The sequence below is a fragment of the Chryseobacterium culicis genome (genome assembly GCF_002979755.1).
Classification (GTDB): Bacteria; Bacteroidota; Bacteroidia; order Flavobacteriales; family Weeksellaceae; genus Chryseobacterium; species Chryseobacterium culicis_A.
Map to the genome: position 1 here is coordinate 93,613 of NZ_PCPP01000007.1, position 22,238 is coordinate 115,850.

Genomic DNA, 22,238 nt, shown 5'->3' on the forward strand with positions numbered 1-22,238 from the left:
TTTTCAATTTTTCGCTTTTCCTTATGTATTGGGGATTCCATCGTTAATGGATGATAAAGCTTACCGATTTTTAATACCCACGAGGGGTAAAACAGTTGAGTTTTATACTTACTAAATCAAAAAAAACGTTTCAGATGAAACGTTTTGGATATGTATTTTATGTATTTGCCTCCTTTGGATTAACTTTTGGTCATCGAATCCATTACAATGGTAACAGGTCCGTCATTGATCAGGGAAACCTTCATGTCCGCTCCGAAGATTCCGCTTTCAGTTTTTAATCCGGATTGGGCCATCTCTTCCTTAAAATAATCAAAAAGAGGGATGGCTTTATCTGGTTTTGCCGCTTTTATGAAAGAAGGACGATTCCCTTTTTTATAATCTGCAATCAATGTAAACTGACTGATGCAAAGGATTTCTCCTGAAATATCCTTCACAGAAAGATTGAGCTTATCATCTTCATCCCCAAAGATTCTTAGGTTTAAAACCTTTTGTACAAGCCAGTCTGCATCTGTTTTTTCATCATTTTCATCCACACCCACCAATAGCATTAATCCCTTTCCGATTTCACCAACAATTTTTCCGTCTACTTTTACGCTGGCTTCAGAAACTCTTTGTATAACGATCTTCATATATTCTAATAATAAACATTTAAAGTTTTGCTTGGGGCATCGTAGCTGTAAGGATAAGTTTTAGGAGGAAGAGATGTTTTAGCTCCCGACTCCGGCTGTCCCGTACTTAAGATCCATCTTGTATTATCCTGAGGACATATAATGGCAATATTGTCTTTTACCTCAAGAGTCGTGTTGTTATCAGGGCATATATGAGGAGCATTCCTGTCATACACTTTAAAGCCGTTGGCTGTTCGGACGATAATAAGTCCTCTGGTTCCGGACTGTTGTTCGTTCACATAAATCCAGCCGTTGATGTTGTTTAAAGCATAGTAAGCAGGCAGATTTAGGTTAAGTGATACATTAATAGGAACATTGGGAAAGCAGCTCACAGTATCTTCTCTACTTCCACATGAGTTTATAGTTAAATTACTGATAATCAATAAAATGAAAATAGATAAGATTGAAAAAGTTTTTTTCATTTCAATTTAAATTTTTATATATTTGTAGAAATTAAACGATTACAACACGAAAACATTGTCCGGCAAATGTCGGATTATTTTTTTATACTAAAACTAAATTTTGAAAATTATGGCAAGCTATGTAACTAAGGAGGGCCTAGAGAAAATGAAAGCTGAGCTGGAACAGTTGGAAACTGTGGAGAGACCAAAAATTACTCAGCAGATCGCAGAAGCAAGAGATAAAGGAGATTTATCGGAAAATGCAGAATACGATGCGGCTAAAGAGGCTCAGGGGATGCTGGAAATGAGAATTTCTAAGCTTAAAGATGTTATCTCTACTTCTAAAATTATAGACGAAAGCCAATTAGATACTTCAAAAGTTTCAATCTTAACGACAGTGAAACTTAAAAATAATGCTACCAAGCAAGAGCAGGTATTTACATTGGTACCGGATAATGAAAGCGACCTGAAGACAGGAAGAATTTCTGTGAACACTCCTATCGCAAAAGGTCTGTTAGGAAAAGCTATTGGCGAAATTGCTGAAATTACTTTACCTAACGGAAACAAACTGTCTTTTGAAGTATTAGATATCTCTTTATAGTCTGATACCCTTTCTATTTCTAAACTTCTAAATACCAACCCAAACTTCTGATAAAATGAGCACTATATTCACAAAAATCATCAATGGCGAAATTCCCTCTTATAAGATTGCAGAAAATGAAGACTTTATTGCATTCTTAGACGCAATGCCTTTGGTGAAGGGACATACTTTAGTAGTACCTAAAAAAGAAGTGGATTTGATTTTTGATCTTGAAAGTGAAGAATACAAAAACCTTTGGGGATTTGCCCAAGAGGTAGCCAAGAAGATCAAAACTGCAATTCCATGTGTAAGAGTAGGAGTAGCGGTGGTAGGACTTGAAGTTCCTCATGCACACATTCATCTGATTCCTTTAAACAAGATGGAAGACATGAATTTCAGAAATGAAAGATTAAAATTAACGAACGAAGAATATACAGAGATTCAAAACTCAATTATTAATTCTTAACAAATCAGAAAATCGTAAAAAAGTAATTTTTTACGATTTTCTTTAACATATACATATATATTATATCATATGAACTCAAACCAATGTTCTTTCTGTGGCAGAAAAAGAAATGAAGTACAGATGCTGATTTCTGGCCAGAATGGTTTTATTTGTGAAAATTGTATAGAGCAGGCACATGCTATCGTAAAAGACGGTGCATCAAAAGCAGGGTATTCACCTGCAGACAGCATGGAGGAGCTTAAAAAACCAAAAGAGATCAAAGAATTCCTGGATCAGTATGTGATTGGTCAGGATCAAGCGAAAAAACAGCTTTCCATTGCTGTATATAACCACTATAAAAGATTGCTTCACGCTCAGGATGAAAACAGAGAAGTAGAGCTTGAAAAGTCGAACATTATCATGATAGGGGAGACAGGAACAGGTAAAACTCTTTTGGCAAAAACAATTGCCAGAGAACTTAATGTTCCTTTCTGTATTGTGGATGCTACTATTTTAACAGAAGCAGGATATGTAGGAGAAGATGTTGAAAGTATTCTTTCAAGACTTCTGATGGTAGCCGATTATGATGTGGAAAAAGCTGAAAAAGGAATTGTTTTCATCGATGAAATTGATAAGATTGCCAGAAAATCAGATAATCCAAGCATCACAAGAGACGTTTCAGGAGAAGGAGTACAGCAAGGATTATTAAAACTGCTGGAAGGAAGTATCGTAAATGTTCCGCCACAAGGAGGAAGAAAACATCCGGATCAGAAATATATCCAGGTCAATACCCAGAACATCCTGTTTATTGCAGGAGGAGCTTTTGACGGGATCAAAGAGATCATCGAAAGAAGAATGAACAAGCAGGCAATCGGTTTCAGCTCTGAAAAAATTAATAAAACTGGCGAAGACGAATATATATTAACAAATATTAATGCAATTGATCTTCGTACTTTCGGATTAATTCCGGAACTTTTAGGAAGATTTCCAATCATCACTTACCTTGATAAACTCACGAAAGAGACGTTGGTAAGAATCATGAAGGAGCCTAAAAATTCTATTGTGAATCAATTTGTGGAACTTTTTAAAATGGATGGCACAAATTTGGTAATCACAGACGGAGCAATTGAAAAAATCGTAGAGGAAACTATTGAAAAAGGATTAGGGGCAAGAGGGCTTAGAGGAACCACCGAAAAAGTTCTAGAAGACTATATGTTTTCAATAGGAGAGGAGAAAGAGATCGTCTTAACCGAAGATAATGTTTTGATTAATAGATAAAATATTTTTTTTTTAAGAAAAATAATAATACCTTTGCGGGTGAAGATTGTATTAACACACAAATAATTTATACAATGAGAAAAAGTTTATTTGCTATAGGTCTTTTAGCAATTAGTTATTCTGTTCAGGCGCAGATACTATGTCATGTTGACACTAATGCTAATATGTATGTGAGCGAAGGCACCCTAGTTTATAGTGGTGGAGGTGTACAAACAAAAGGTAATGGCCTTTTGGACGTACATGGAAATATCATGGTTGTAGGATCTGGTACTGATCTCTTAAAAACAATTGATGCCGGTGGTGCTGATAAGACTGACGGTGGAAATATCATCTTAAGACTTAATACCCCTGCTTCTTTTGCTACTTCCACGTATGGCCAGTTGTACATCGATGGACTATCCCAGTCCAACATTACAGGTATTGTAACCAAAGAATACCGAACTACAAGTAATGGTAGTGGTAATTATTTCCAGCAAGTCGCTTTACCTTTCTTTGGTAAAGCATTAAGCTCATTATCTACTGAAGTTGGTAAGACTTTCAATACGGGTAGATATAGTAATCCAATTCTAAAGTGGGATAATGGTAACGCAGTTTCTGCGCATTTTACAAATTTAGCATCTACTACTGCTGATGGTTCAGGGTACTATATGCTGAAAGTTTCCAATAATGACTGGAATCCAAGTACACCTTCAGGTGCAGCAACAGTTTTCAATATTAATGGAAAACCATATGCTCCTTTAGCTGGAACCGCATCATTACAGAATGCAGGAAAATCTAATTTAGGAGCTTCCAATGTAGTATTCGGAAATGGTGGTAATGCTGTGAACTCTTACAACGAAAAGTATAACACGTATCTTGATGATAGTTTTGAGTTTACTACAACCCCATGGGCTGGAACATTCGGTCAAAACTTCTACCAATTTGGAAATCCTTTCCTTACCAATTTAGATTTATCTAATATCGGATATACTGAAAGTGTTACCGGATCAGACGGAAATGCAGTGAAAAATATCTGGGGTATTGAATATAACCCAGGTACAATTGTTACACTTCCTGGAGGTTCTACTTACGCTACAGGTGCTCAGGTTGTTACTTACGTGACTACAGGTGACGGAGTTGCTCCGGCAGTAGGAGACGTAAACTTAGATAAAATGGTGATCAAACCTATGCAGTCGTTTAAAATAAAGTTAAGAGATAATTCAGCTCAGACTTTAGACTTTAATACACTGAGAAGATTCAAATCAACAGCAAGAACAGCAGGTACTCCTAACGGTGTAAATGCAGCTAGAATGGCTGGTAAAAATACAGCCAATACTGTAAAACAGCTTGGAGTAATTGGTCTTGATGCTAGTGGTAACGAGATCTCCAGAACGTATTATGTGGTTTCACCATCATTTACTACAGGACACCAGGTTTCTACAGCTACAACGGTTCAGGCTTCAGCCGGTACCAGAATTATTGGTACTTACGAAGAAGCATTAAATGGTGGGTATGATAATAATTATACTAACTATTGGTTATATATAAACGAAGCTAATGAGAGTAACTTCAAAGGTAAAAATGTTAAGTTAGTTAACTATAAACTTGATCAGGTTAAATCTTATAAATTCGAGATCAGAGAAAATGCAGAACTTATTCCTGCTGGTGCACACCAGTTATCTTCAGGAATTGGTTTCTATTATAAAGCAGAAAATGGAAATTTAGTACAGGCTAAACAAGGAGATGTTGTTCCTGTAACGAATGAGGAAGCTAATTTGTATTACGGTGAACCAAGTAACATTACTTTAGGTATAGATAAAACAGCGGTGGCTGCTTCTAGAACACTGGTAGTGTACGATCCATCCGTTACAAATTACATCGTTAGATTCGATCCAAAATGGAAAAAAGCGGACATTCAAGTTTATGATATGAGCGGTAAACTGGTAATCTCTAAAAAAGCGGTTGATGCATCCAGAGATTTTGTAATCGAGCTTGATGGCTCAGTTAGAAATTCATATGTTGTAAAAATCGTTTCTGATAAGGGAGAAACTGTTAACACTAAAATCTTAAAATAAACCACATGAAAACTATTAATAAACTAGTCTTGGCCTTTTTCCTATTTGCTATATCGTTAGCAAATGCCGCTCCGCCACAACCCGCAATCCCAGGAGGAGGAGGAAATGGAGGAAATGGTACCGGGTCGCCTGCCTCACCCATTGATATGTATGTATATGTACTTGGTATTGTAGCAATAGGATTTATTGTTTACTTTACAAAAAAGTACAAGAGCGTAAAAGCATAAAATTTATCTGAATATCTGTAATTTGGAATAATTCATATATTTATGAGTGACTCAATTATATACAGTATGATCCTATTCAGTTTATAGCTCGTTTTGTAAGTTAGAAAAAGTTTATATAACATTTCAAAAGAGCAATATAATAAAATAATTATAGGAGCATCTGTATATGTGGGTACAGCAATTATTTATTACCGTTTTATAAGAGATTACGGATATTCAGATTTTCATACCAATTCTTTTCTGAAAAATATTGATTTTTATCTATATTTTAAAAAACACAAAATTTAATGAAAAAAAATTTAATGGCAGTGGCATTATTATGTTCTGTTGCTGCATATTCCCAAAGTGGATTAGTAGGTATAAATACCAATACACCCTCTACAACTTTTGATGTAAACGGCGGAACAAGAGTCCGAATATTAGTAGATGCTACTTCAAATACATCCTATACAAGGGAGGTTGTAGCTGATGCTAACGGAAATTTAGGATATACTAATAGAATTGCCAAGGTGAACCCTCCAAATATGGTTCTATCCAATTATATCGTAACAGATGCTCCCGTTATTGTTGCAACTGGGGTTAGTCTGACTGAATTTACTCCTGTTATAACCTCATTTTCTTCAGCTAGTGCTGATGTTGGGCTTCCAACATACTCTTTTTTTGATTCCGGTGGAAACATTGCTCTTGATTTGTTAACCCCTGCCAATCCAACGGGGTATAACATGACAATCAAATTTATACGGAATAATTAAGATTATCGCAATAGACCTTAAAGGTATTTTTTGTGAAAATAATTTTTAATTGAATGTAAATATCTCCAGTTTTATTTAAACGGATTTATTATAAGTCTAGTCGAAGATATTTTTAGAAATCACTCTTTGATATGCTTATTATTGTAAATATTTAGAAAATTTTATTAAAATAATATTAAACTCTCTGATTAGTCAAGGAGTTTTTTTATTTTTACTCTATGAAAAAGATTTACACGCTATCTGCGGTTTTAACTGCATTTGCTTTGCAGGCTCAATTTACTGTTACCATTCAGGCTCCGACAGATTTTAAAGATCAGGATGCCATTTTATATACATTAAACGGATCAAAAGATATTATTGTTACCAAAGAACAAAGTAAGAATAGTACATGGACTTTTAAATACCCAAGCAATTATATGGGGATGATGAAAGTTTATTTCCCGGGTTCTAACAACACCGTGAGTTTTATTTCTGAAAATAAGAATGTTAATTTTAAACTGGATATTCAGAATAATAAAGTCAAAGATGTTATTTATCTGGATGAGGCAAATAATCTGATGAGTAAACAGCAGGAAGGCTCACAAAAGAAAGAGCTTATTTTGCCGGCTTTAGCACAGATCAAAGAATATTACAAAGACAATACGGATTTTGGAAAAGCTCTGAAAACAGAAATTGACAGACTTTCCGGAGGTTCAAGTTCTATTGATGCTGGCCAACATCCATTTATAGCTTATTATAATACGAATTACAGCAAGTTTCTTTCCAACTCACCTGATTCTGTTAAAAAAGTAGACCAGGAAGAAATAGTAAACTTTCTGGACAAATCCGGAGATATGCTTGAAAGCTCATCTTTATTGAGACCCGTATTGGTAGCTTATCTGAATTCAGGAGGAAATACCAATGTGGCGGCTTCTGTGGATAAATTATTAGACCGTTTAAAAGTAGAGACTCCAAGAGGGCAGACGGTATTATCAGAATTGATTGATATTTTCGATGTATATCAAATGGAAGAATACAAGAGCAAATATCTGTCTCTTGCCAAAAATCTTAAATGCACCATCACTGATAGACTTGCTTCTACATTAAAATCAAATGCGAACATTGAAATGGGAGCTGTTTTTCCTAATTATAAGTTCCAGTCGCCGGTTAACACCACTGCGAAATCATTACACGATATAAAGGCTGATAAGAAGGTAGTTGTATTCTGGTCATCCACATGCTCACACTGTGAAAGTGAACTTCCAAAACTGTTGGAAAAATATAATGATCTTAAATCAAAAAATATTCAGATTGTAGGGCTGTCTTTAGATGTGGATAAGAATTCATATACTAAAAAAATTGCTGCATTTCCTTGGGTGAATGATTCAGAATTGAGAGGTTGGAACAGCAGTTACACTGATTTGTATAATATTCATGCAACTCCGACGTATTTTATTTTAGATGCTAACAATAAGATAATCAGTAAACCAGATCATGTTGGAGATGTTTTGGAATATTTTAAGGTAAAATAATTTTGGAGGTAAAGAAATATTTTCTATATTTGCACCACCAAAACGGCGAGGTAGCTCAGTTGGTTAGAGCGCAGGATTCATAACCCTGAGGTCACGGGTTCAATTCCCGTCTTCGCTACAAAAAACCGCAATCATTGATTTAATGATTGCGGTTTTTACTTTTAAAAGATTCATAACTTCACCTTCGAATTCTTTCAAAAGATTTTTCTTTGTAAGGATTTTTGTCTTTCTATAAAACATTCAGGGAAAATAATGATACTGCTTCAAATTGATTACCGTATTTATCAGGGTTTTCTTTTTTAATCAGAGTCATGGCTTTAAAGCTTTCGTATTCGTCTTATTGTTGCCCTTTTTTGAAAGATCTTATTTTTTATACCCAAACCCTTTACTTAGTTAAATAGTGCTTATAATCTCCTGTTTTAAACGAAGAAATAGGATAGGGGTTTTCTGTAACCCATTACCAGTGTTGTAATTTTAAAATATACGATAAAAATAAAACCCGTCTTACAATCTGTAAAGCGGGTTTTTATTTTTTGTTCAGGTGGTTTTATCATACCTGATATCCCAATAGCTTTCTGATCTGATAAAAGAATCTTTCAATCAGTCGCAGATCCTGTGTTACAATCTCTGCACTTCCTCTAAGCTCTTTATCGAAGGTAAGCGTTTTGTTGTAGCTTGTTTTTAATCCTTTTGGTAAAATCACATCTACATAATAATTTCCTTTTTCATCAGGAATCAGAGATATGTTCTGCACCTTTCCTTCGATGATACCATATTCCTGGAATCGGTAGTTGTCTAGTTTTATTAATACTTTCTCACCTGGGGTAATTTTTCCTGAGTTCGTTGTAGGAACAGACATTCTGCCCACTAACTGTTCTTTATTTTTAGGAAGAATAGAAATGATGGGTTCACCTACTTTTACAAACTGATTCTCGCCAAAAAACTGTTGGAAACTGGCAACGCCGTCAGTGGATGAAATCACAAGATAGTTCAGCTCCCATTGTTTTAACGATTTTCGCAGCTGTTCAAGAAGCTGTAAGGTTTGTGAAGAATAGGTAATTCTATCTTTTTCTGTATTAATAGCAGTTCCGCTTTTGGTTTTATTCAGATTGGAAACTCCTTCATCCATTTGTGATATGGAGATTTTAATATTCTCAAGGTTTTGCTGGGCCTGAAGATATTTGATCTTCTCGTTTTCAAGTTCCATCGCTGAGATCACTCCTTGGTTGAATAGTTCCTGTGATCTGCTGAAGTTTTTCTTAGTCAGATCATATTTTATGGACTCCAGGTTTTTCTGCTGTTTTAACGTTGCAATTCTTATTTTATATTCAGAAATACTCTGATTGGCAGCAAGGTTTTCAGGAGCATAAGGTTGGAGTCTGGTAAAAAGTGCTTCATCCTGAAATGCTTTCGCAAAGCTGTTATATTCCCCTTGTAATTCTCCCAGTTTGAATCTAGATGCCTGAGCAATAGGGAAGGTATATAATTTATCAGGTGTAATGGAGTCTACCAGGTTTTTCAATTCTAAAATATCCTTGTAGTTCGCAGTTGACTGCATCACCATCAGAACATCATTCTTTTTAACTTCCTGATGATCTTTTATGAATATTTTTTCAATTTTGGAACTGGTTCTCGCTTCTATTTTCTCCGGCGGATTCTGAGAAGTTACAATAATAGGTGCCGGTACGAATTCCGGATATTTGATGATGTAGCTCATTAAGAGAATAAGCAGGAGGATAATAAATATAAGGGTATTTCCCCAGCGGATCATCCAATGTGGCGGCTGGGTAAGAATATCCTGTACGCTCTCAGAGCGGAGTTCTATATTGTCTAAAACGTCTTCTTTCATTGTTCTGAGGTAAAATTTCCCACTATTTTAAAGGGGGAATATAATTTAAATAATTGGCAGAATCCATCACCCTATGTTGGTGGAGGAATCTCTGCCGGATATCAAAATGTTTTTATATATAAGCTTTTCGGATTCTATTATGACTTAACTTCCTAGTTCAAGCTGGTTTCTTACAAGTCTGTAATATTCGCCTCTTAAATCTACCAATTCAGCATGGCTTCCTTCTTCTACCACCTTTCCCTGATCCAGTACAATGATTTTATCTGCATGTCTTACTGTGGAAAGTCTGTGGGCAATAACAACAGCTGTCTTGCCTTTGAAGAACTGCTCAAGATTTTCCATAATCACTTTCTCGTTATTGGCATCCAGTGCAGATGTAGCTTCATCAAATAAAATATATTCCGGAGCTTTATAAACGGCTCTGGCGATAAATAGTCTCTGCTTCTGACCACCACTGACTCCAACTCCCTCATTTCCGATTTTCGTGTTATAACTTAACGGAAGACTTTCTATAAATTCTTTGATATTGGCAATGTCTACAGCACGTCTCAGCTTTTGTTTGTCAATATGATCCTCGCCAACAGCAATGTTATTGGCAATGGTATCATTGAATACGTAACCTTCCTGCATTACCACTCCGCAATGATCTCTCCAATACCTGGGAGAAATATTTTTCATATTGGTATTCCCGATTTTGATCTCACCTTTATCCGGATCATAAAACTTCATCAACAGTTTCAGCAGTGTTGTTTTTCCGCTTCCGCTGGCTCCTACAATAGCTGTTGTCTGCTGATATGGAATGGTAAGGCTTAAGTTTTCAAAAACCGGAACATCAGACCCAATATATCTGAATGACATATCTCTGATCTCGATATCTTTTTTAGGAAGATCTGTAACATAATGCTCATTTTTATCTTCTTCGTCATCTTTATCGTGAATTTCTCCTAGTCTTTCAAGGGAAATTTTAGCATCCTGAGTCTGCTTGATAAAATCGATAAGCTGTAGAAGCGGGCTGTTTAGCTGCCCAATGATGTACTGAACAGAAAGCATCATCCCTAACGTAAGATTTCCACTTAAAACGAGTTTTGCAGAAAGGAAACTCACCAGAATATCTTTCATCTGATTGATAAAGTTACCTCCAACAGATTGCCATTGCTCTAATGAAAGTGATTTTATTCGGATTTTAAACAGTTTTACCTGAAGAAATTCCCAGTCCCATCTTTTTTGTTTCTCAGCATTATGCATTTTAATTTCCTGCATACCGTTGATAAGCTCGATTACTTTACTCTGTTCCTGAGATACCTGAGAGAATCTCTTATAGTCAAGTTCTTTTCTCTTTTTCAGGAAGAAAGTGATCCAGCCAACATATAATACAGCTCCTACAAGATAAACAATGAAAAGCCTGTAATCATAAAATAATAATACAATACTGAAGATAATAAGATTGACCAATGAGAATAATGTATTCAGTGAAGAACTTGTTAAAAGCTGTTCAATTCTGTGGTGGTCATTAATCCTCTGCATAATATCTCCGGTCATTCTTGTATCGAAGAAACTAATAGGAAGCTTCATTAATTTGATAAAGAAATCGGAGATGATTGATATATTAATTCTTGCTGAAAGATGGAGAAGGATCCAGCTTCTGATAGTTTCAATTCCCATTCTTCCCAGGAAGAGCATAATCTGTGCAAGTAACACCACATAGATAAAATTAATATCCTGGTTCTGTATCCCGACGTCTACAATACTCTGGGTAAGAAAGGGGAATATCAGAGAAAGTAAACTTCCTCCTAAAAGCCCTATGGCTAGCTGTACAACAAGTGTTTTATACTTAAGAAGATATTTGGAAAGGAATGTAAAGCTTGCCTTACTTTCTTCAGCATCAAATTCTGTCTGAAAGAATGCCGGGGTAGTTTCAAGAATCAGGACAATTCCTTCTTCTGTATTTTCGTTGGCATTTTCTCCAATCCAGGACTTGATGAATTCTTCCCTGGTATAAGTGATCAATCCATAACTAGGATCTGAAATATATACTTTATCGTTTTTGTCAATTTTGTATACCACCACAAAATGGTTTTTATTCCAGTGTGCTATACAAGGGAAAGAAACCTCTTCTGTGAGGGTGTTGAAATCAATCTGGACACCCATTGAGCGGAATCCAAGGTTTTCTGCGGCATCACTCAGTCCAAGAAGGCTGCTTCCTTCACGTGTTGTTTCGGAAAGGTTACGAATTTGTTGCAGGGATATACTTTTACCATAATACTTACTTACGATCCTGAGACACGTAGGGCCGCAGTCTTTGGTATCTGGTTGCTTATAAAAAGGAAACTTTTTTTTCAAAACTACTACTCATTATAAAATGCCGTCAATGAATGACGACATTTTTACTTTAATTCAATTATAATTCAATGAAATGGTAAACGGGAAATCGTCCCATTGGTCACCGTTTTCTACTCTTTTACATCTTTTCAGATGGTTATTTTGTTTTTCCTAAGATAGTGAAATTTTTAAATGGATGAGATTTATTTATTATATCTCATCATCCTCTATTAATTCATCAATAAAGAATAAAATATCTTCACGATCATATTTGTCAGGGAACTGATATCCGTTGATGATAAAGATCGGCGTAAAGTTTAATCCTGCATTACTGTTTTCATTAGTCATCTCCACCATTGGGTCAAGGTTTTCTGATGTTACAGTTCCTCCGGAAAGAGCATTGATTTTGCTTTCATCCTTAGTTTCGAACCATTCTTCTACCGCATGTAAGAATTCTTTTTCGGGTTTATTATGGTAAATATGAGTTAAGTCTGAAAGAAGCTGTGTGTATTTTTCAGGAGCTCTGTCCGGGGTGTAATTAAATCTCATCTGCAAAGAAAGAGTATCCGGATATTTCTCCAAAAGACCTTCTATCAGTTTATGAGCATCTTTACAGAAACCACAATATGGATTGGAAACGATAGAGATACGAAGTTTAGCATCTCTTTTTCCAACAGCAAAAGTTTCAGTATCCTGAAATTCTATTTTTGGATTCTGTTCCATCTGGTTTTTGAACAGCTCATAATTTCTTTTGAATCTAAGGTTTTTTGCATTCGATTTTTGAAGGGTTTCCTTTTGCTCAAGAAGAGTGTTAAAATAGATCACTGCAGAGAATACAAGAGCCCACAGAATGACAGTCAATAAAAGCGTTCCCACACTGAATGACAGATTCTCGAAAAATAAGCTGCTTATTACAATTTGTCCTGCCAGGATTGAAATAATTAAAAGACATACTCTACAGAATGTTTTTTCTACAAATGCCTGGATGTATAGAGAGTATCCGATGGCAAGTACAGAAACGAATGTAAATCCTTTTACGATATAAGCTGTGGCAGGTAAGAACAGACCTAATACGGCAAGTCCTGCAAAATAGATAAGAGAAAAATCTGCAAATTTTAACCCTAAAATACTTGTTTTATCCTGCTTGATAATTTTATCACATGAGTTGGCTGTCTGGCTTGCAGCAGCCCCACCGCCTCCGCATATACTTCCGATGACAGTAGAGGTATTTCCGAATTTCTGGTTGAAAATTTCAAGAGAAATATAAACGCCTGCTAATGAAAGAACATTAAAGAGAGCTTCATAAATGGTTTGGCTCATAAAAGAATAAGCAAGAACAGCAGCAAAAATGATGTAAAGAACCGGTTTGAAATTAAAGGTCAGTTTGCTTTCTGCATTTTCAGTTTTTTCAAAAAGGAGTACGAAATCTGTTGATTTAGTATAAAGTTCTTCTTTACCTAAGGTCTTTGCTTTTTCTGAATATACTGAATAATTACTTCCTGATTTCTTTACCAGAGAAAATGAATTCTCAACAATGGCAATAAATTCTTCCGGAAGTTCATCCCAATATTCTTTGTCAAGTTCGTAAGCATCATTTTTTACTCCCATAAAGTTCAGTGTATCACTGAATGCCAGTGCAGATGGGTAATTGGGATGGGAGTTGAACTGAAAAATAAATTCCTGTTTATCGAGTTTTAGATGGTTAATTAGTTTGTCAAAAATCATATTAATATTTTTATCTAAAATACACAGATGTTTTAAATATACAAAAAAAATTCTCCTTTATTAGTGAGATATAAATGGGTATTGATAGATTTTATTTGATCCTCAGTATTTTATTCTATAGAATTGTAAGCTAAAAACCCGTTTTACAACACAATATTGTACTTCTAAAAAAGGCATGGATCTCTTGTTTAGAAATCAATTGATCTGTATTATTCGGCGTTTTGCTATCCATAGCAGGTTTTCTTTTAAGAGAAATAAGGGATATTCTTACAGGCTGTATTTTGAAATTTTCAGGATGAAGTTGAAATGAAACTTTATCTATGTGAGTGAAATGCTCTTTTATTTAGGTAAAAACAGAATTAATAATAACTTCAAAAATGATTCAGATATTTCGCAATTTTTGAGGTGAAAATTTTAGAAATATCACATCAAATACTATAGATAACTCCAATTTTTAAAATAGCAAAAACAGGATAGAAATGGAATGTTTTTTATCTAAGTAAATGTTTTATTTTTTGAATTTTTCGTAGCTTATATGGATTTAAACCTTGCTTTGGACATTGGATGTCGTTGTTTTGTGTGATTTGTGACAAGATGAAATGAACTCAAAAAAACTTAAAAAATCATAAAGTTTTCATAAAGTTTTAAAAAAGGATGGAAATGTTTTTGTATTTATAAAATATGTCGTACTTTTACATCGCCTTGAATGAGGGAACAAGTCAAGGTAATAAATTTTTTTTCATCATTTGTGTTTTTAGAATCGTATCGCCTGATACGATTCTTTTTTTATATTTTCTCATAATTCAGGAGAAGATCTATAAAGTAAGAATACGTTACTGAACCTTCCTGCTGATTACTTTTCAGAAACAGGTTATTGGTGAATCCAAAGAAATCATCCAGCCAACCCTGGTGACGGAAAATGAAGCTTTTTTCATAAGCACGATCCCTTTTCATTGCTGGAGAATAATGATGGAGAACATTCTTTACAAATTCAGGATCTTCCTCTGCAATGAATCTCAAAAGACTTTTTAAAGTGAATAATTCTGTACTGTATTTTAACTCCGGATTACCGGAATGAATCCCTATCAAATATCCCACAAAATTAGCCTCCTGCTCTCTTGCGAAGCCCAGTTGATGAGAACTTTCGTGGGCAGTTGTGAAGGGAATAAAAGTATGAGGTAATTCAGAGTTATACTGAGCTTCTGCGGTAAAGGGATTGTAGTATCCGAGAATACCTGTAAAATTCATTACATTCTTGAATAAACTGGGTTTGATATCCAGTATCTGAGGAGCTCTTTTATCCGAAATATAAGAAGGTAATTTTGTCTGCTGATTCAGGATTTCCTTTTGTATAGAAGTTAGGTCAGTGATGATAAAAATGCCCTTATTGTCCTCATGAACAGACTGTCGGGTTTGCCTGCATTTTTCAAGATAGATAAGAGCCAGTTTTTTTGCCTTATTCACATTGGGTTCTTCCTGGCTTGAAAGTTTTTGAATAATAGGAGTCTGGAAATACAACATCCCCCAAAATACCTGATAAATGAAATAAAACACATTCATGATGATCAGTATCTTTATCATCGAATTATTTCTTCGTTGCTTTTTGAATAAAGTGATGAGATAATATAAAAGAAAAGCTGCCAGAATAATATAAATCAAATCTCCAACAGAAAACGGAGCCCAGCTGAACAGCAACTGGTGAGCTCTTTTCTGAAATTCAAAAAAGTTTTCAAAAAAAGAAATCATCACTTTGGATTTTGAGAATCCATAGAACAAAAGAAATTGGGCAAGTAATATACCTGCCCAAAATCTCTTTTTCTTATATATTTTTGTCGTTATATTAATGACCATTACCTTTAGATACTTTATCCAGATCAATGCCCTGAGCCTTCAGAATTCCACTTACACGGATTGCATAGAATGCAAGATAAGCAAAACAAACAACCCCTACGATATAACTGAAATGAATATTCGTAAGATCGGCAATATATCCTTGTATAAAACTTACAATACCTCCACCCATAATCATCATAATAAGATATCCTGAACCTTGATTGGTGTGTTTTCCAAGTCCGTTAATCGCCAATGCGAAAATACATGGCCATAGAGTAGAGCAGAAAAGACCTACACTGGTGAATGCATATACAGATACCATTCCTGTTGTGAACATTCCTATTAGTAAAGCTGTGATCCCTGCTAAAGAGAAGATAAGAAGCATTCTTGCCGGATTTCCTTTACTTAAAATATCACAGATAATCATTGCAATAATGATAAATCCATATACATAGAACGGAGAAAGATCATGATGAGCAAGTGCATTTACAAATAAAAATACTCCAAATGCAAGATAAGGCGCTAAGAATCTTAAGACCTTTTTGAATCCTGCGTTTACATCAAATGCTTCTACAGCACCTGTCCAACGGCCAATCATTAATGATGCCCAGTATAGAGAGATATAGGGAGCGACATCTTTTGTTTCAAATCCTAGATTTTTTTCCATATAGGCAGGAAGGTTACTTGCCGTAGAAACTTCTACTCCTACATATACGAAGATTGCGATCATTCCCATTACCAATTGAGGGTACTGGAATGCTGATTTTCTGTGCTCTCCCGGAGTTGTGTCATCTGTATCCTCAGTGTTAGTAGGAGTTACAGCAGGAAGAGAAGAAAATTTAAGCATTAAAGCTACAAGCGCAAAGGCTGCTCCCAATATCAAGTAAGGTATTTTTACACTTTCTATACTTGCTTCTGTATTGGCAGCACTTGCAGAACCAAAAATGGCAAATGCCACGATAAGCGGCCCGATGGTTGTTCCTAGGTTGTTGATTCCCCCGGCCATCGTTAACCTCTGAGATCCTGTTTCTGTAGGACCTACCTCAATCGCAAGCGGATTGGCAACAATCTGTTGAAGAGAGAATCCTAAACCTACAATAAATAATCCGGAGATCATTAAAGGGAAAGAATGCATATTGGCGGCAGGGTAGAACAGTAAGGTTCCCAATGCGGAAATCAAAAGTCCTACAATAAGGCCGTTTTTATACCCGATTTTGTTGATCAAATCCTGTTTCAGACTCTTTGATACAATCATATAAATTAAAGAACCTACAGTATACGCTACATAAAAGCATATCTGCACCAGCATACTTTCAGTTTGAGATAGATTGAAGGCTTTTTGAAAAACGGGGATCAGAATATCATTACTGGCTGCTACAAATCCCCAAAAGAAGAATACAGTAACCAACGGAATGAATTGTGCCCAATTGGTTTGTTTAGAATAATTTGACATATTTATTATAGATTTCACAAACAAATATAACTATTTCCTTTCAACGGAATACCTGATTAAGGTTTTTTTTATTGTCTCATAAGCCTCTGCCTTTAAGTCTTTTGGCGAATCTGTGGGCTCAATGATTCCATTGAAATACACCTTTACTCTTCCAGGATAGCCTTTTGAGTTTTCAAACGGGAACATTTCCTTGAGTCCCACAAAGGTATAAACAGCTATAGGAGATTGATGTTTTGAAGACAGCATGAAGGCACCGTCCTTAAAATCATCGAGGATAACAGAAGTGTCGTCAGGTACACCGCCTTCAGGAAAAATAGCAATACTGTTGCCTTCCTCCATCTTCTCTGCGCATCTGCGGTATACATCGGCACGGCTTTTTGCACTGGCTCGGTCTACCATGACACAAATCCTTTTATATATGGTTCCAAAAATAGGAATCTTTACCAGTTCTTTTTTTCCTACAAAACAAATCGGATGATCGGGAAACAGGATGCAGACAAGCATAATATCCATAATGGACGTATGGTTGGAGATAAAGACATAAGGGATGTTCCTATCTTTTTTCTGTTCCGAAAGGTTCGTCAGATCATATCTGAAGCCCATCCCGTAAAACATGCCGAAACACCAGAGTCTGACAAGTTTATAGCCGTATTTATAATGCTTTTTATTAAAGGATAAAATATAAACCGGGATTCCAATACCCACTGTCAGGAAAAATGCCAACAGCAGCAGCCAGAATCTCCAGAGATAATTTAAAATTTTTGTCACAGCTTAACCGTTAAAAATTACTTTCTTCTTTATCGAATAATTCAGAATGGAAACCAGCAATATTGCTGCAATTTTGCTGATCATTTCCGGGCTCAAGGTATAAAAAAATAAATTGATATTATCCTTAAAAATGAAACTGTAGAATATTTGGAAAAAACCTAAGCTGAGTAATGTTGAAAAGAAAGAAACCACCATAAAATAAGCAAACTCTTTTCTCTTCGAATGCTTTCCCCTTTCAAATACAAACCAGATACTCAGAAAGTAGTTGGTAATAATCCCGCAGCTGGTAGAAAAAATATTACTTAAAGGATAATGTATCCCATAGAAGTTGGTTTCCTTTACAAAGAAGTGCGGAAGATAGGTGCTGAAAATCTTAAAGCTGCCTATTTCTATAATGGCACTCAGTCCTCCTGCAATGATGAAGAACAAAACCTGTTTCTGGCGTAAGAGTATTTCTTTCATTTAATGAGTATAAAACTAAAAATCTTTGTCCATACCGGATAGCGTGCTGAAGTGATCTATATCTCAGCAGATAAACACCTTAGTGAATTCCTCTTCATAATAATGGTTTTAAAATACCAATAATTACATAGCTTCACAATATGGATATGCAAATTTATAACTATATGTTAAACACTGAAAAAAGTTGTTAAAATATTTTTTTTAATAAAAATTATTTCTAATTTTAATATTCAGAATGATGTAATTAAGACCTGATAATAAATTCATTTTCAACTCCTTGTGTTGATGGTTTTTTCTATCTTGTAGTGCACGATTAAGCGCATATACTCCAACATTTTATGACCCAATTATTAATAATATTTGTATGAAAAGTCAAAACAAATACAGAAAATTCCAGCTTCAACAGAAAAATATTGAGGCTCTTGAGAAAGAAAATTCCCGCTTCAAAAGAGTGTATTCTGAATATGAAAATATGTCAAATGAATTGTGGAATCTTGAAAACTCCAATGGAGAACCAGTGCCTGATGATTTTATCAATGCAATGGTATTACAGACTTCCTATCTGGAAGATGAAATAGAAGACTGGCTCTTACAATTCAACGAAAAAAAAACACAGATTAAACATTAATGATTTTAGACAGCTTCCAGGTTGTTTTTAAACGCTAATTGAAGATAAATTCCTAATTTAGCACCCTTAAATTAAAATCTAAAATATGGTTGCTATTGTAGATAGTGGTTCTACTAAATCGGATTGGGTAATACTTGATGACTTTAAGAAGGTTTTTCTGAAAACAGAAACAATCGGTTTCAATCCGAATTTTATCAACAGAGAACTTATCGCTCCTGAGATACAGAAAAATAGCAATCTGATATCGGTTAAAAATTCAATTACCAAAGTATTTTTTTATGGTTCCGGATGTGGTGTGAAAAAAAACTGCGAAACCATAGAGGAAGAACTTAAGAAAGTTTTTGGAAAAGCAGAGATTATTGTGAAGGAAGATCTGATGGCTGCAGCCTATGCGGCATACAGTGGAAAACCTGCTATCGTGTGCATTCTTGGCACAGGATCAAATTCCTGTTTTTTTGACGGTAAAGAGGTAAAGATAGAATTGCCTTCGCTGGGATTCCTGATTGGGGATGAAGGAAGTGGTAGTGCTATCGGAAAGCAGCTTGTGCGCAGATATTTCATGAAAAAACTGCCTGCAGATCTTCATGAAGAATTTGAAGCAGACTATCAGCTTACTGTAGAAGATGCATTGAAAAATATGTATCATACTCCAAGACCGAACGCCTATCTTGCGAATTTTACCAAATTTGTAATCGAAAGAAAAGATCATCCTTATTTTAAAGAAATGGTTTTTGAAGAAATGAAAAGCTTCTTCGAATATCAGGTTCTCCCTTATGAGGAAGCGCATGATGCCGAGATTAATTTCATCGGTTCAATTGCTTATTATTATGAAAATATACTACGTTCTGTAGCTACAGAACTTAATTTAAATGTGGGACATGTTGTGCAGAAACCAATAGAAAGCTTAGTAGATTACCACATTAAATATATACTTTAACAAAAAACCAAATTTTATGTCAAGTAACAACAATCGTGACGAAAAGAACTTTAGCCAGGCAGCGCTAGATTATCATAAAGCAGAACCCAAAGGAAAAATTGAAGTAATCCCATCAAAGCCCCACTCTTCTCAAAGAGATTTATCATTGGCTTACTCTCCGGGAGTAGCAGTTCCTTGTATGGAAATTCATGATAAGCCGGAAACTGTATATGATTATACGGGAAAAGGTAACCTGGTAGCAGTAATTTCTAACGGTACTGCCGTACTTGGACTGGGAGATATCGGTGCTGAAGCTTCAAAGCCGGTAATGGAGGGGAAAGGACTTTTATTCAAGATCTTTGCAGATATCAACGTTTTTGATATTGAGATTGATGAAAAAGATCCGGATAAATTTATTGAAATCGTAAAAGGTATTGCTCCTACTTTCGGAGGGATTAACCTGGAAGATATTAAAGCTCCAGAAGCTTTTTATATAGAACAAAGACTGAAAGAGGAATTAAATATTCCTTTGATGCACGATGACCAGCACGGAACTGCAATTATCTCTGCAGCTGCATTGATCAACTCTTTGCAGATTGCGAATAAAGATATTGATAAAGTGAAAATGGTGGTGAATGGTGCAGGAGCTGCAGCTATTGCATGTACCAAACTTTATATTTCATTAGGACTGAAAAAAGAAAACGTCCTGATGTGTGACAGTAAAGGGGTAATCAATCATAAGAGAGAGAACCTTACTCCGGAAAAATTAGATTTCATTGCTCAGACGGATATCGAAACATTAGAAGATGCTGTAAAAGGATCTGATGTTTTTGTGGGATTGTCTAAAGGAAACGTAATGACTCCTGAAATGTTGTTGAGCATGGGTGAAAATCCTATTGTATTCGCTTTAGCTAACCCTGATCCGGAAATTGCTTATGACCTTGCCCTTGACACTCGTAAAGATGTAATCATGGCAACAGGAAGAAGTGATTATCCTAACCAGGTAAACAATGTACTAGGATTCCCTTATATTTTCCGTGGAGCATTAGATGTACAGGCTACAGGAATTAATGAAGACATGAAACTGGCTGCTGTACATGCCATTGCCGATCTTGCAAAAGAACCGGTGCCGGAAGCTGTAATTTTAGCATACAACGTTCAGAACTTACAGTTCGGAAGAGAATATTTCATTCCAAAACCGTTTGATAACAGATTGATCACAAAAGTATCAAGTGCTGTAGCAAAAGCGGCTATTGAAAGTGGTGTTGCCAGAAAAACCATTACGGATTTTGAAGAATACGAGCACCAGCTTTTAGACAGAATGGGAAGGGATGAAAGACTGGTAAGAATGATGCAGAGCCGTGCAAAATCCAATCCGAAAAGAATCACCCTTGGAAATGCTGAAGAATACAATGTATTGAAAGCTGCCCAGATTCTTTATGAAGAAGGAATTGCTTATCCAAGTCTTTTAGGAGATAAAAAATACATCAAGGAGCAAATGGAGCGTTACGGAATTACCCTGGATGTTCCGATCATTGATCCAAGTGATGACGATCAGAAAGAAAACAGAAAAAAATACAGAGAAACCCTTTGGAAACTTCGTCAGAGAAAAGGAATGAACGAGTACAAAGCAAAGAGATATGTACGTCAGAGAGATTATTTCGGACCTTTGATGCTTAAACATGGAGATACTGACGGCCTTATCGTAGGATTCTCAAAGAACTATACATCAGTTTTACGTCCTGTTTTAGAAGTTATTGAAAAAGATAAAGGAGTAGACAAAGTAGCGGCCATGATGATGATCCTGTCTGAAAAGAAACCTATTTTCTTCGCAGATACCTCCATCAACCAAAATCCTACTTCTGAAGATCTTGTGAATATTGCTAAAATGGCAGAATTTACAGTGAAATCTTTTGCTATCGAACCAAGGATTGCTATGCTTGGATTTGAAAACTTTGCTGCCATCTCCGAAACTTCTAAAAAAGTAGCAAAAGCAGTAAGTATTCTTCACGAGAAATTCCCTAAAATGATTGTAGATGGTGAAATTCAACCGGATTTTGCCATGAATGCAGATCACCTGAGTGATTACCCATTCTCAAAATTAGGAACTACACCAGCGAACACCTTCATCTTCCCGAATCTGGAAAGTGCAAATCTTTCTTACAAAATTCTAAGAGGAATGAAAGTAGCTCAGGTTATCGGGCCTATCTTAATGGGATTAAAGCAGCCTGTTCACGTACTTCAGATGCGTTCAAGCGTAGATGAGATTGTAAACCTTGCTACAATTGCTGTTCTTGATGCTCAGAGAAGAGAAAAGAAATAATACAAACAATTGAAGGGGAACTGGAAATCAGTAATCCTTTCATTTG

At 35.5% G+C, this 22,238-nt stretch carries 19 protein-coding genes and 1 tRNA gene; 11 read left to right on the plus strand and 9 right to left on the minus strand.

The window, feature by feature from the left end:
* Positions 1-179: 179 nt before the first annotated feature.
* Both dtd and CQ022_RS22170 read right to left on the minus strand, forming a co-directional pair.
* Positions 180-629 (minus strand): D-aminoacyl-tRNA deacylase, encoded by a 450-nt coding sequence (gene dtd / locus CQ022_RS22165; protein ID WP_105684644.1) that lies wholly within the window; start codon positions 627-629, stop codon positions 180-182.
* Between the two features lie 5 nt (positions 630-634).
* The gene (locus CQ022_RS22170; RefSeq protein WP_105684645.1) at positions 635-1,090 is read right to left on the minus strand and encodes a hypothetical protein; all 456 of its coding nucleotides are present in this window, start codon (positions 1,088-1,090) and stop codon (positions 635-637) included.
* A gap of 109 nt (positions 1,091-1,199) precedes the next feature.
* Here CQ022_RS22170 and greA point away from each other — a divergent pair, with 109 nt between their 5' ends.
* The 8 genes from greA (at position 1,200) to CQ022_RS22210 (ending at position 8,034) form a co-directional block, all read left to right on the plus strand.
* Positions 1,200-1,670, plus strand: a complete 471-nt coding sequence (gene greA / locus CQ022_RS22175; RefSeq protein WP_047429224.1) for a transcription elongation factor GreA — start codon at positions 1,200-1,202, stop codon at positions 1,668-1,670.
* Between the two features lie 55 nt (positions 1,671-1,725).
* Positions 1,726-2,115 carry an HIT family protein gene (locus tag CQ022_RS22180; RefSeq protein WP_047098137.1) on the plus strand — a complete coding sequence of 130 codons (390 nt, stop codon included), beginning with the start codon at positions 1,726-1,728 and terminating at the stop codon, positions 2,113-2,115.
* 69 nt (positions 2,116-2,184) lie between these two features.
* The gene (gene clpX, locus CQ022_RS22185) at positions 2,185-3,372 is read left to right on the plus strand and encodes an ATP-dependent Clp protease ATP-binding subunit ClpX (protein WP_105684646.1); all 1,188 of its coding nucleotides are present in this window, start codon (positions 2,185-2,187) and stop codon (positions 3,370-3,372) included.
* Between the two features lie 74 nt (positions 3,373-3,446).
* Positions 3,447-5,426 (plus strand): T9SS type A sorting domain-containing protein, encoded by a 1,980-nt coding sequence (locus CQ022_RS22190; RefSeq protein ID WP_105684647.1) that lies wholly within the window; start codon positions 3,447-3,449, stop codon positions 5,424-5,426.
* Between the two features lie 29 nt (positions 5,427-5,455).
* On the plus strand, positions 5,456-5,653 hold the full coding sequence (locus tag CQ022_RS22195; protein ID WP_226798771.1) for a signal peptidase: 198 nt from the start codon (positions 5,456-5,458) through the stop codon (positions 5,651-5,653).
* Positions 5,654-5,940: 287 nt separating this feature from the next.
* The gene (locus CQ022_RS22200; RefSeq protein ID WP_105684648.1) at positions 5,941-6,405 is read left to right on the plus strand and encodes a hypothetical protein; all 465 of its coding nucleotides are present in this window, start codon (positions 5,941-5,943) and stop codon (positions 6,403-6,405) included.
* A 218-nt stretch (positions 6,406-6,623) separates the two neighbouring features.
* The gene (locus CQ022_RS22205; protein ID WP_105684649.1) at positions 6,624-7,916 is read left to right on the plus strand and encodes a TlpA family protein disulfide reductase; all 1,293 of its coding nucleotides are present in this window, start codon (positions 6,624-6,626) and stop codon (positions 7,914-7,916) included.
* Between the two features lie 44 nt (positions 7,917-7,960).
* Positions 7,961-8,034 (plus strand) — tRNA-Met (locus CQ022_RS22210).
* A gap of 432 nt (positions 8,035-8,466) precedes the next feature.
* Here CQ022_RS22210 and CQ022_RS22215 read toward each other — a convergent pair.
* The 7 genes from CQ022_RS22215 to CQ022_RS22245 all read right to left on the minus strand — a co-directional run bounded on the left by CQ022_RS22215 (position 8,467) and on the right by CQ022_RS22245 (position 18,325).
* Positions 8,467-9,765, minus strand: a complete 1,299-nt coding sequence (locus CQ022_RS22215; protein WP_105684650.1) for an HlyD family secretion protein — start codon at positions 9,763-9,765, stop codon at positions 8,467-8,469.
* A 144-nt stretch (positions 9,766-9,909) separates the two neighbouring features.
* A complete protein-coding gene (locus CQ022_RS22220; protein ID WP_105684651.1) occupies positions 9,910-12,105 on the minus strand; it encodes a peptidase domain-containing ABC transporter in 2,196 nt (731 codons plus the stop codon).
* 189 nt (positions 12,106-12,294) lie between these two features.
* The gene (locus CQ022_RS22225; protein WP_105684652.1) at positions 12,295-13,809 is read right to left on the minus strand and encodes a thioredoxin domain-containing protein; all 1,515 of its coding nucleotides are present in this window, start codon (positions 13,807-13,809) and stop codon (positions 12,295-12,297) included.
* Between the two features lie 786 nt (positions 13,810-14,595).
* Complete coding sequence (locus CQ022_RS22230; protein WP_228421861.1) at positions 14,596-15,555, minus strand: DUF3810 domain-containing protein; 960 nt, start codon at positions 15,553-15,555, stop codon at positions 14,596-14,598.
* Positions 15,556-15,649: 94 nt separating this feature from the next.
* Positions 15,650-17,095, minus strand: coding sequence for an MFS transporter (locus CQ022_RS22235; protein WP_105684654.1), 1,446 nt, complete (start codon positions 17,093-17,095; stop codon positions 15,650-15,652).
* A 30-nt stretch (positions 17,096-17,125) separates the two neighbouring features.
* Complete coding sequence (locus tag CQ022_RS22240) at positions 17,126-17,863, minus strand: lysophospholipid acyltransferase family protein (RefSeq protein ID WP_105684655.1); 738 nt, start codon at positions 17,861-17,863, stop codon at positions 17,126-17,128.
* 3 nt (positions 17,864-17,866) lie between these two features.
* Positions 17,867-18,325, minus strand: a complete 459-nt coding sequence (locus tag CQ022_RS22245) for a GtrA family protein (protein WP_105684656.1) — start codon at positions 18,323-18,325, stop codon at positions 17,867-17,869.
* A 364-nt stretch (positions 18,326-18,689) separates the two neighbouring features.
* Between CQ022_RS22245 and CQ022_RS22250 the strand changes: the two genes are divergently transcribed.
* From CQ022_RS22250 to CQ022_RS22260, 3 genes are all read left to right on the plus strand, one after another.
* Entirely contained in the window at positions 18,690-18,953 is a 264-nt protein-coding gene (locus CQ022_RS22250) for a hypothetical protein (RefSeq protein WP_105684657.1), read from the plus strand.
* 85 nt (positions 18,954-19,038) lie between these two features.
* Complete coding sequence (locus CQ022_RS22255) at positions 19,039-19,890, plus strand: ATPase (protein ID WP_105684658.1); 852 nt, start codon at positions 19,039-19,041, stop codon at positions 19,888-19,890.
* A gap of 16 nt (positions 19,891-19,906) precedes the next feature.
* On the plus strand, positions 19,907-22,192 hold the full coding sequence (locus CQ022_RS22260) for an NADP-dependent malic enzyme (protein WP_105684659.1): 2,286 nt from the start codon (positions 19,907-19,909) through the stop codon (positions 22,190-22,192).
* Positions 22,193-22,238: the final 46 nt, after the last annotated feature.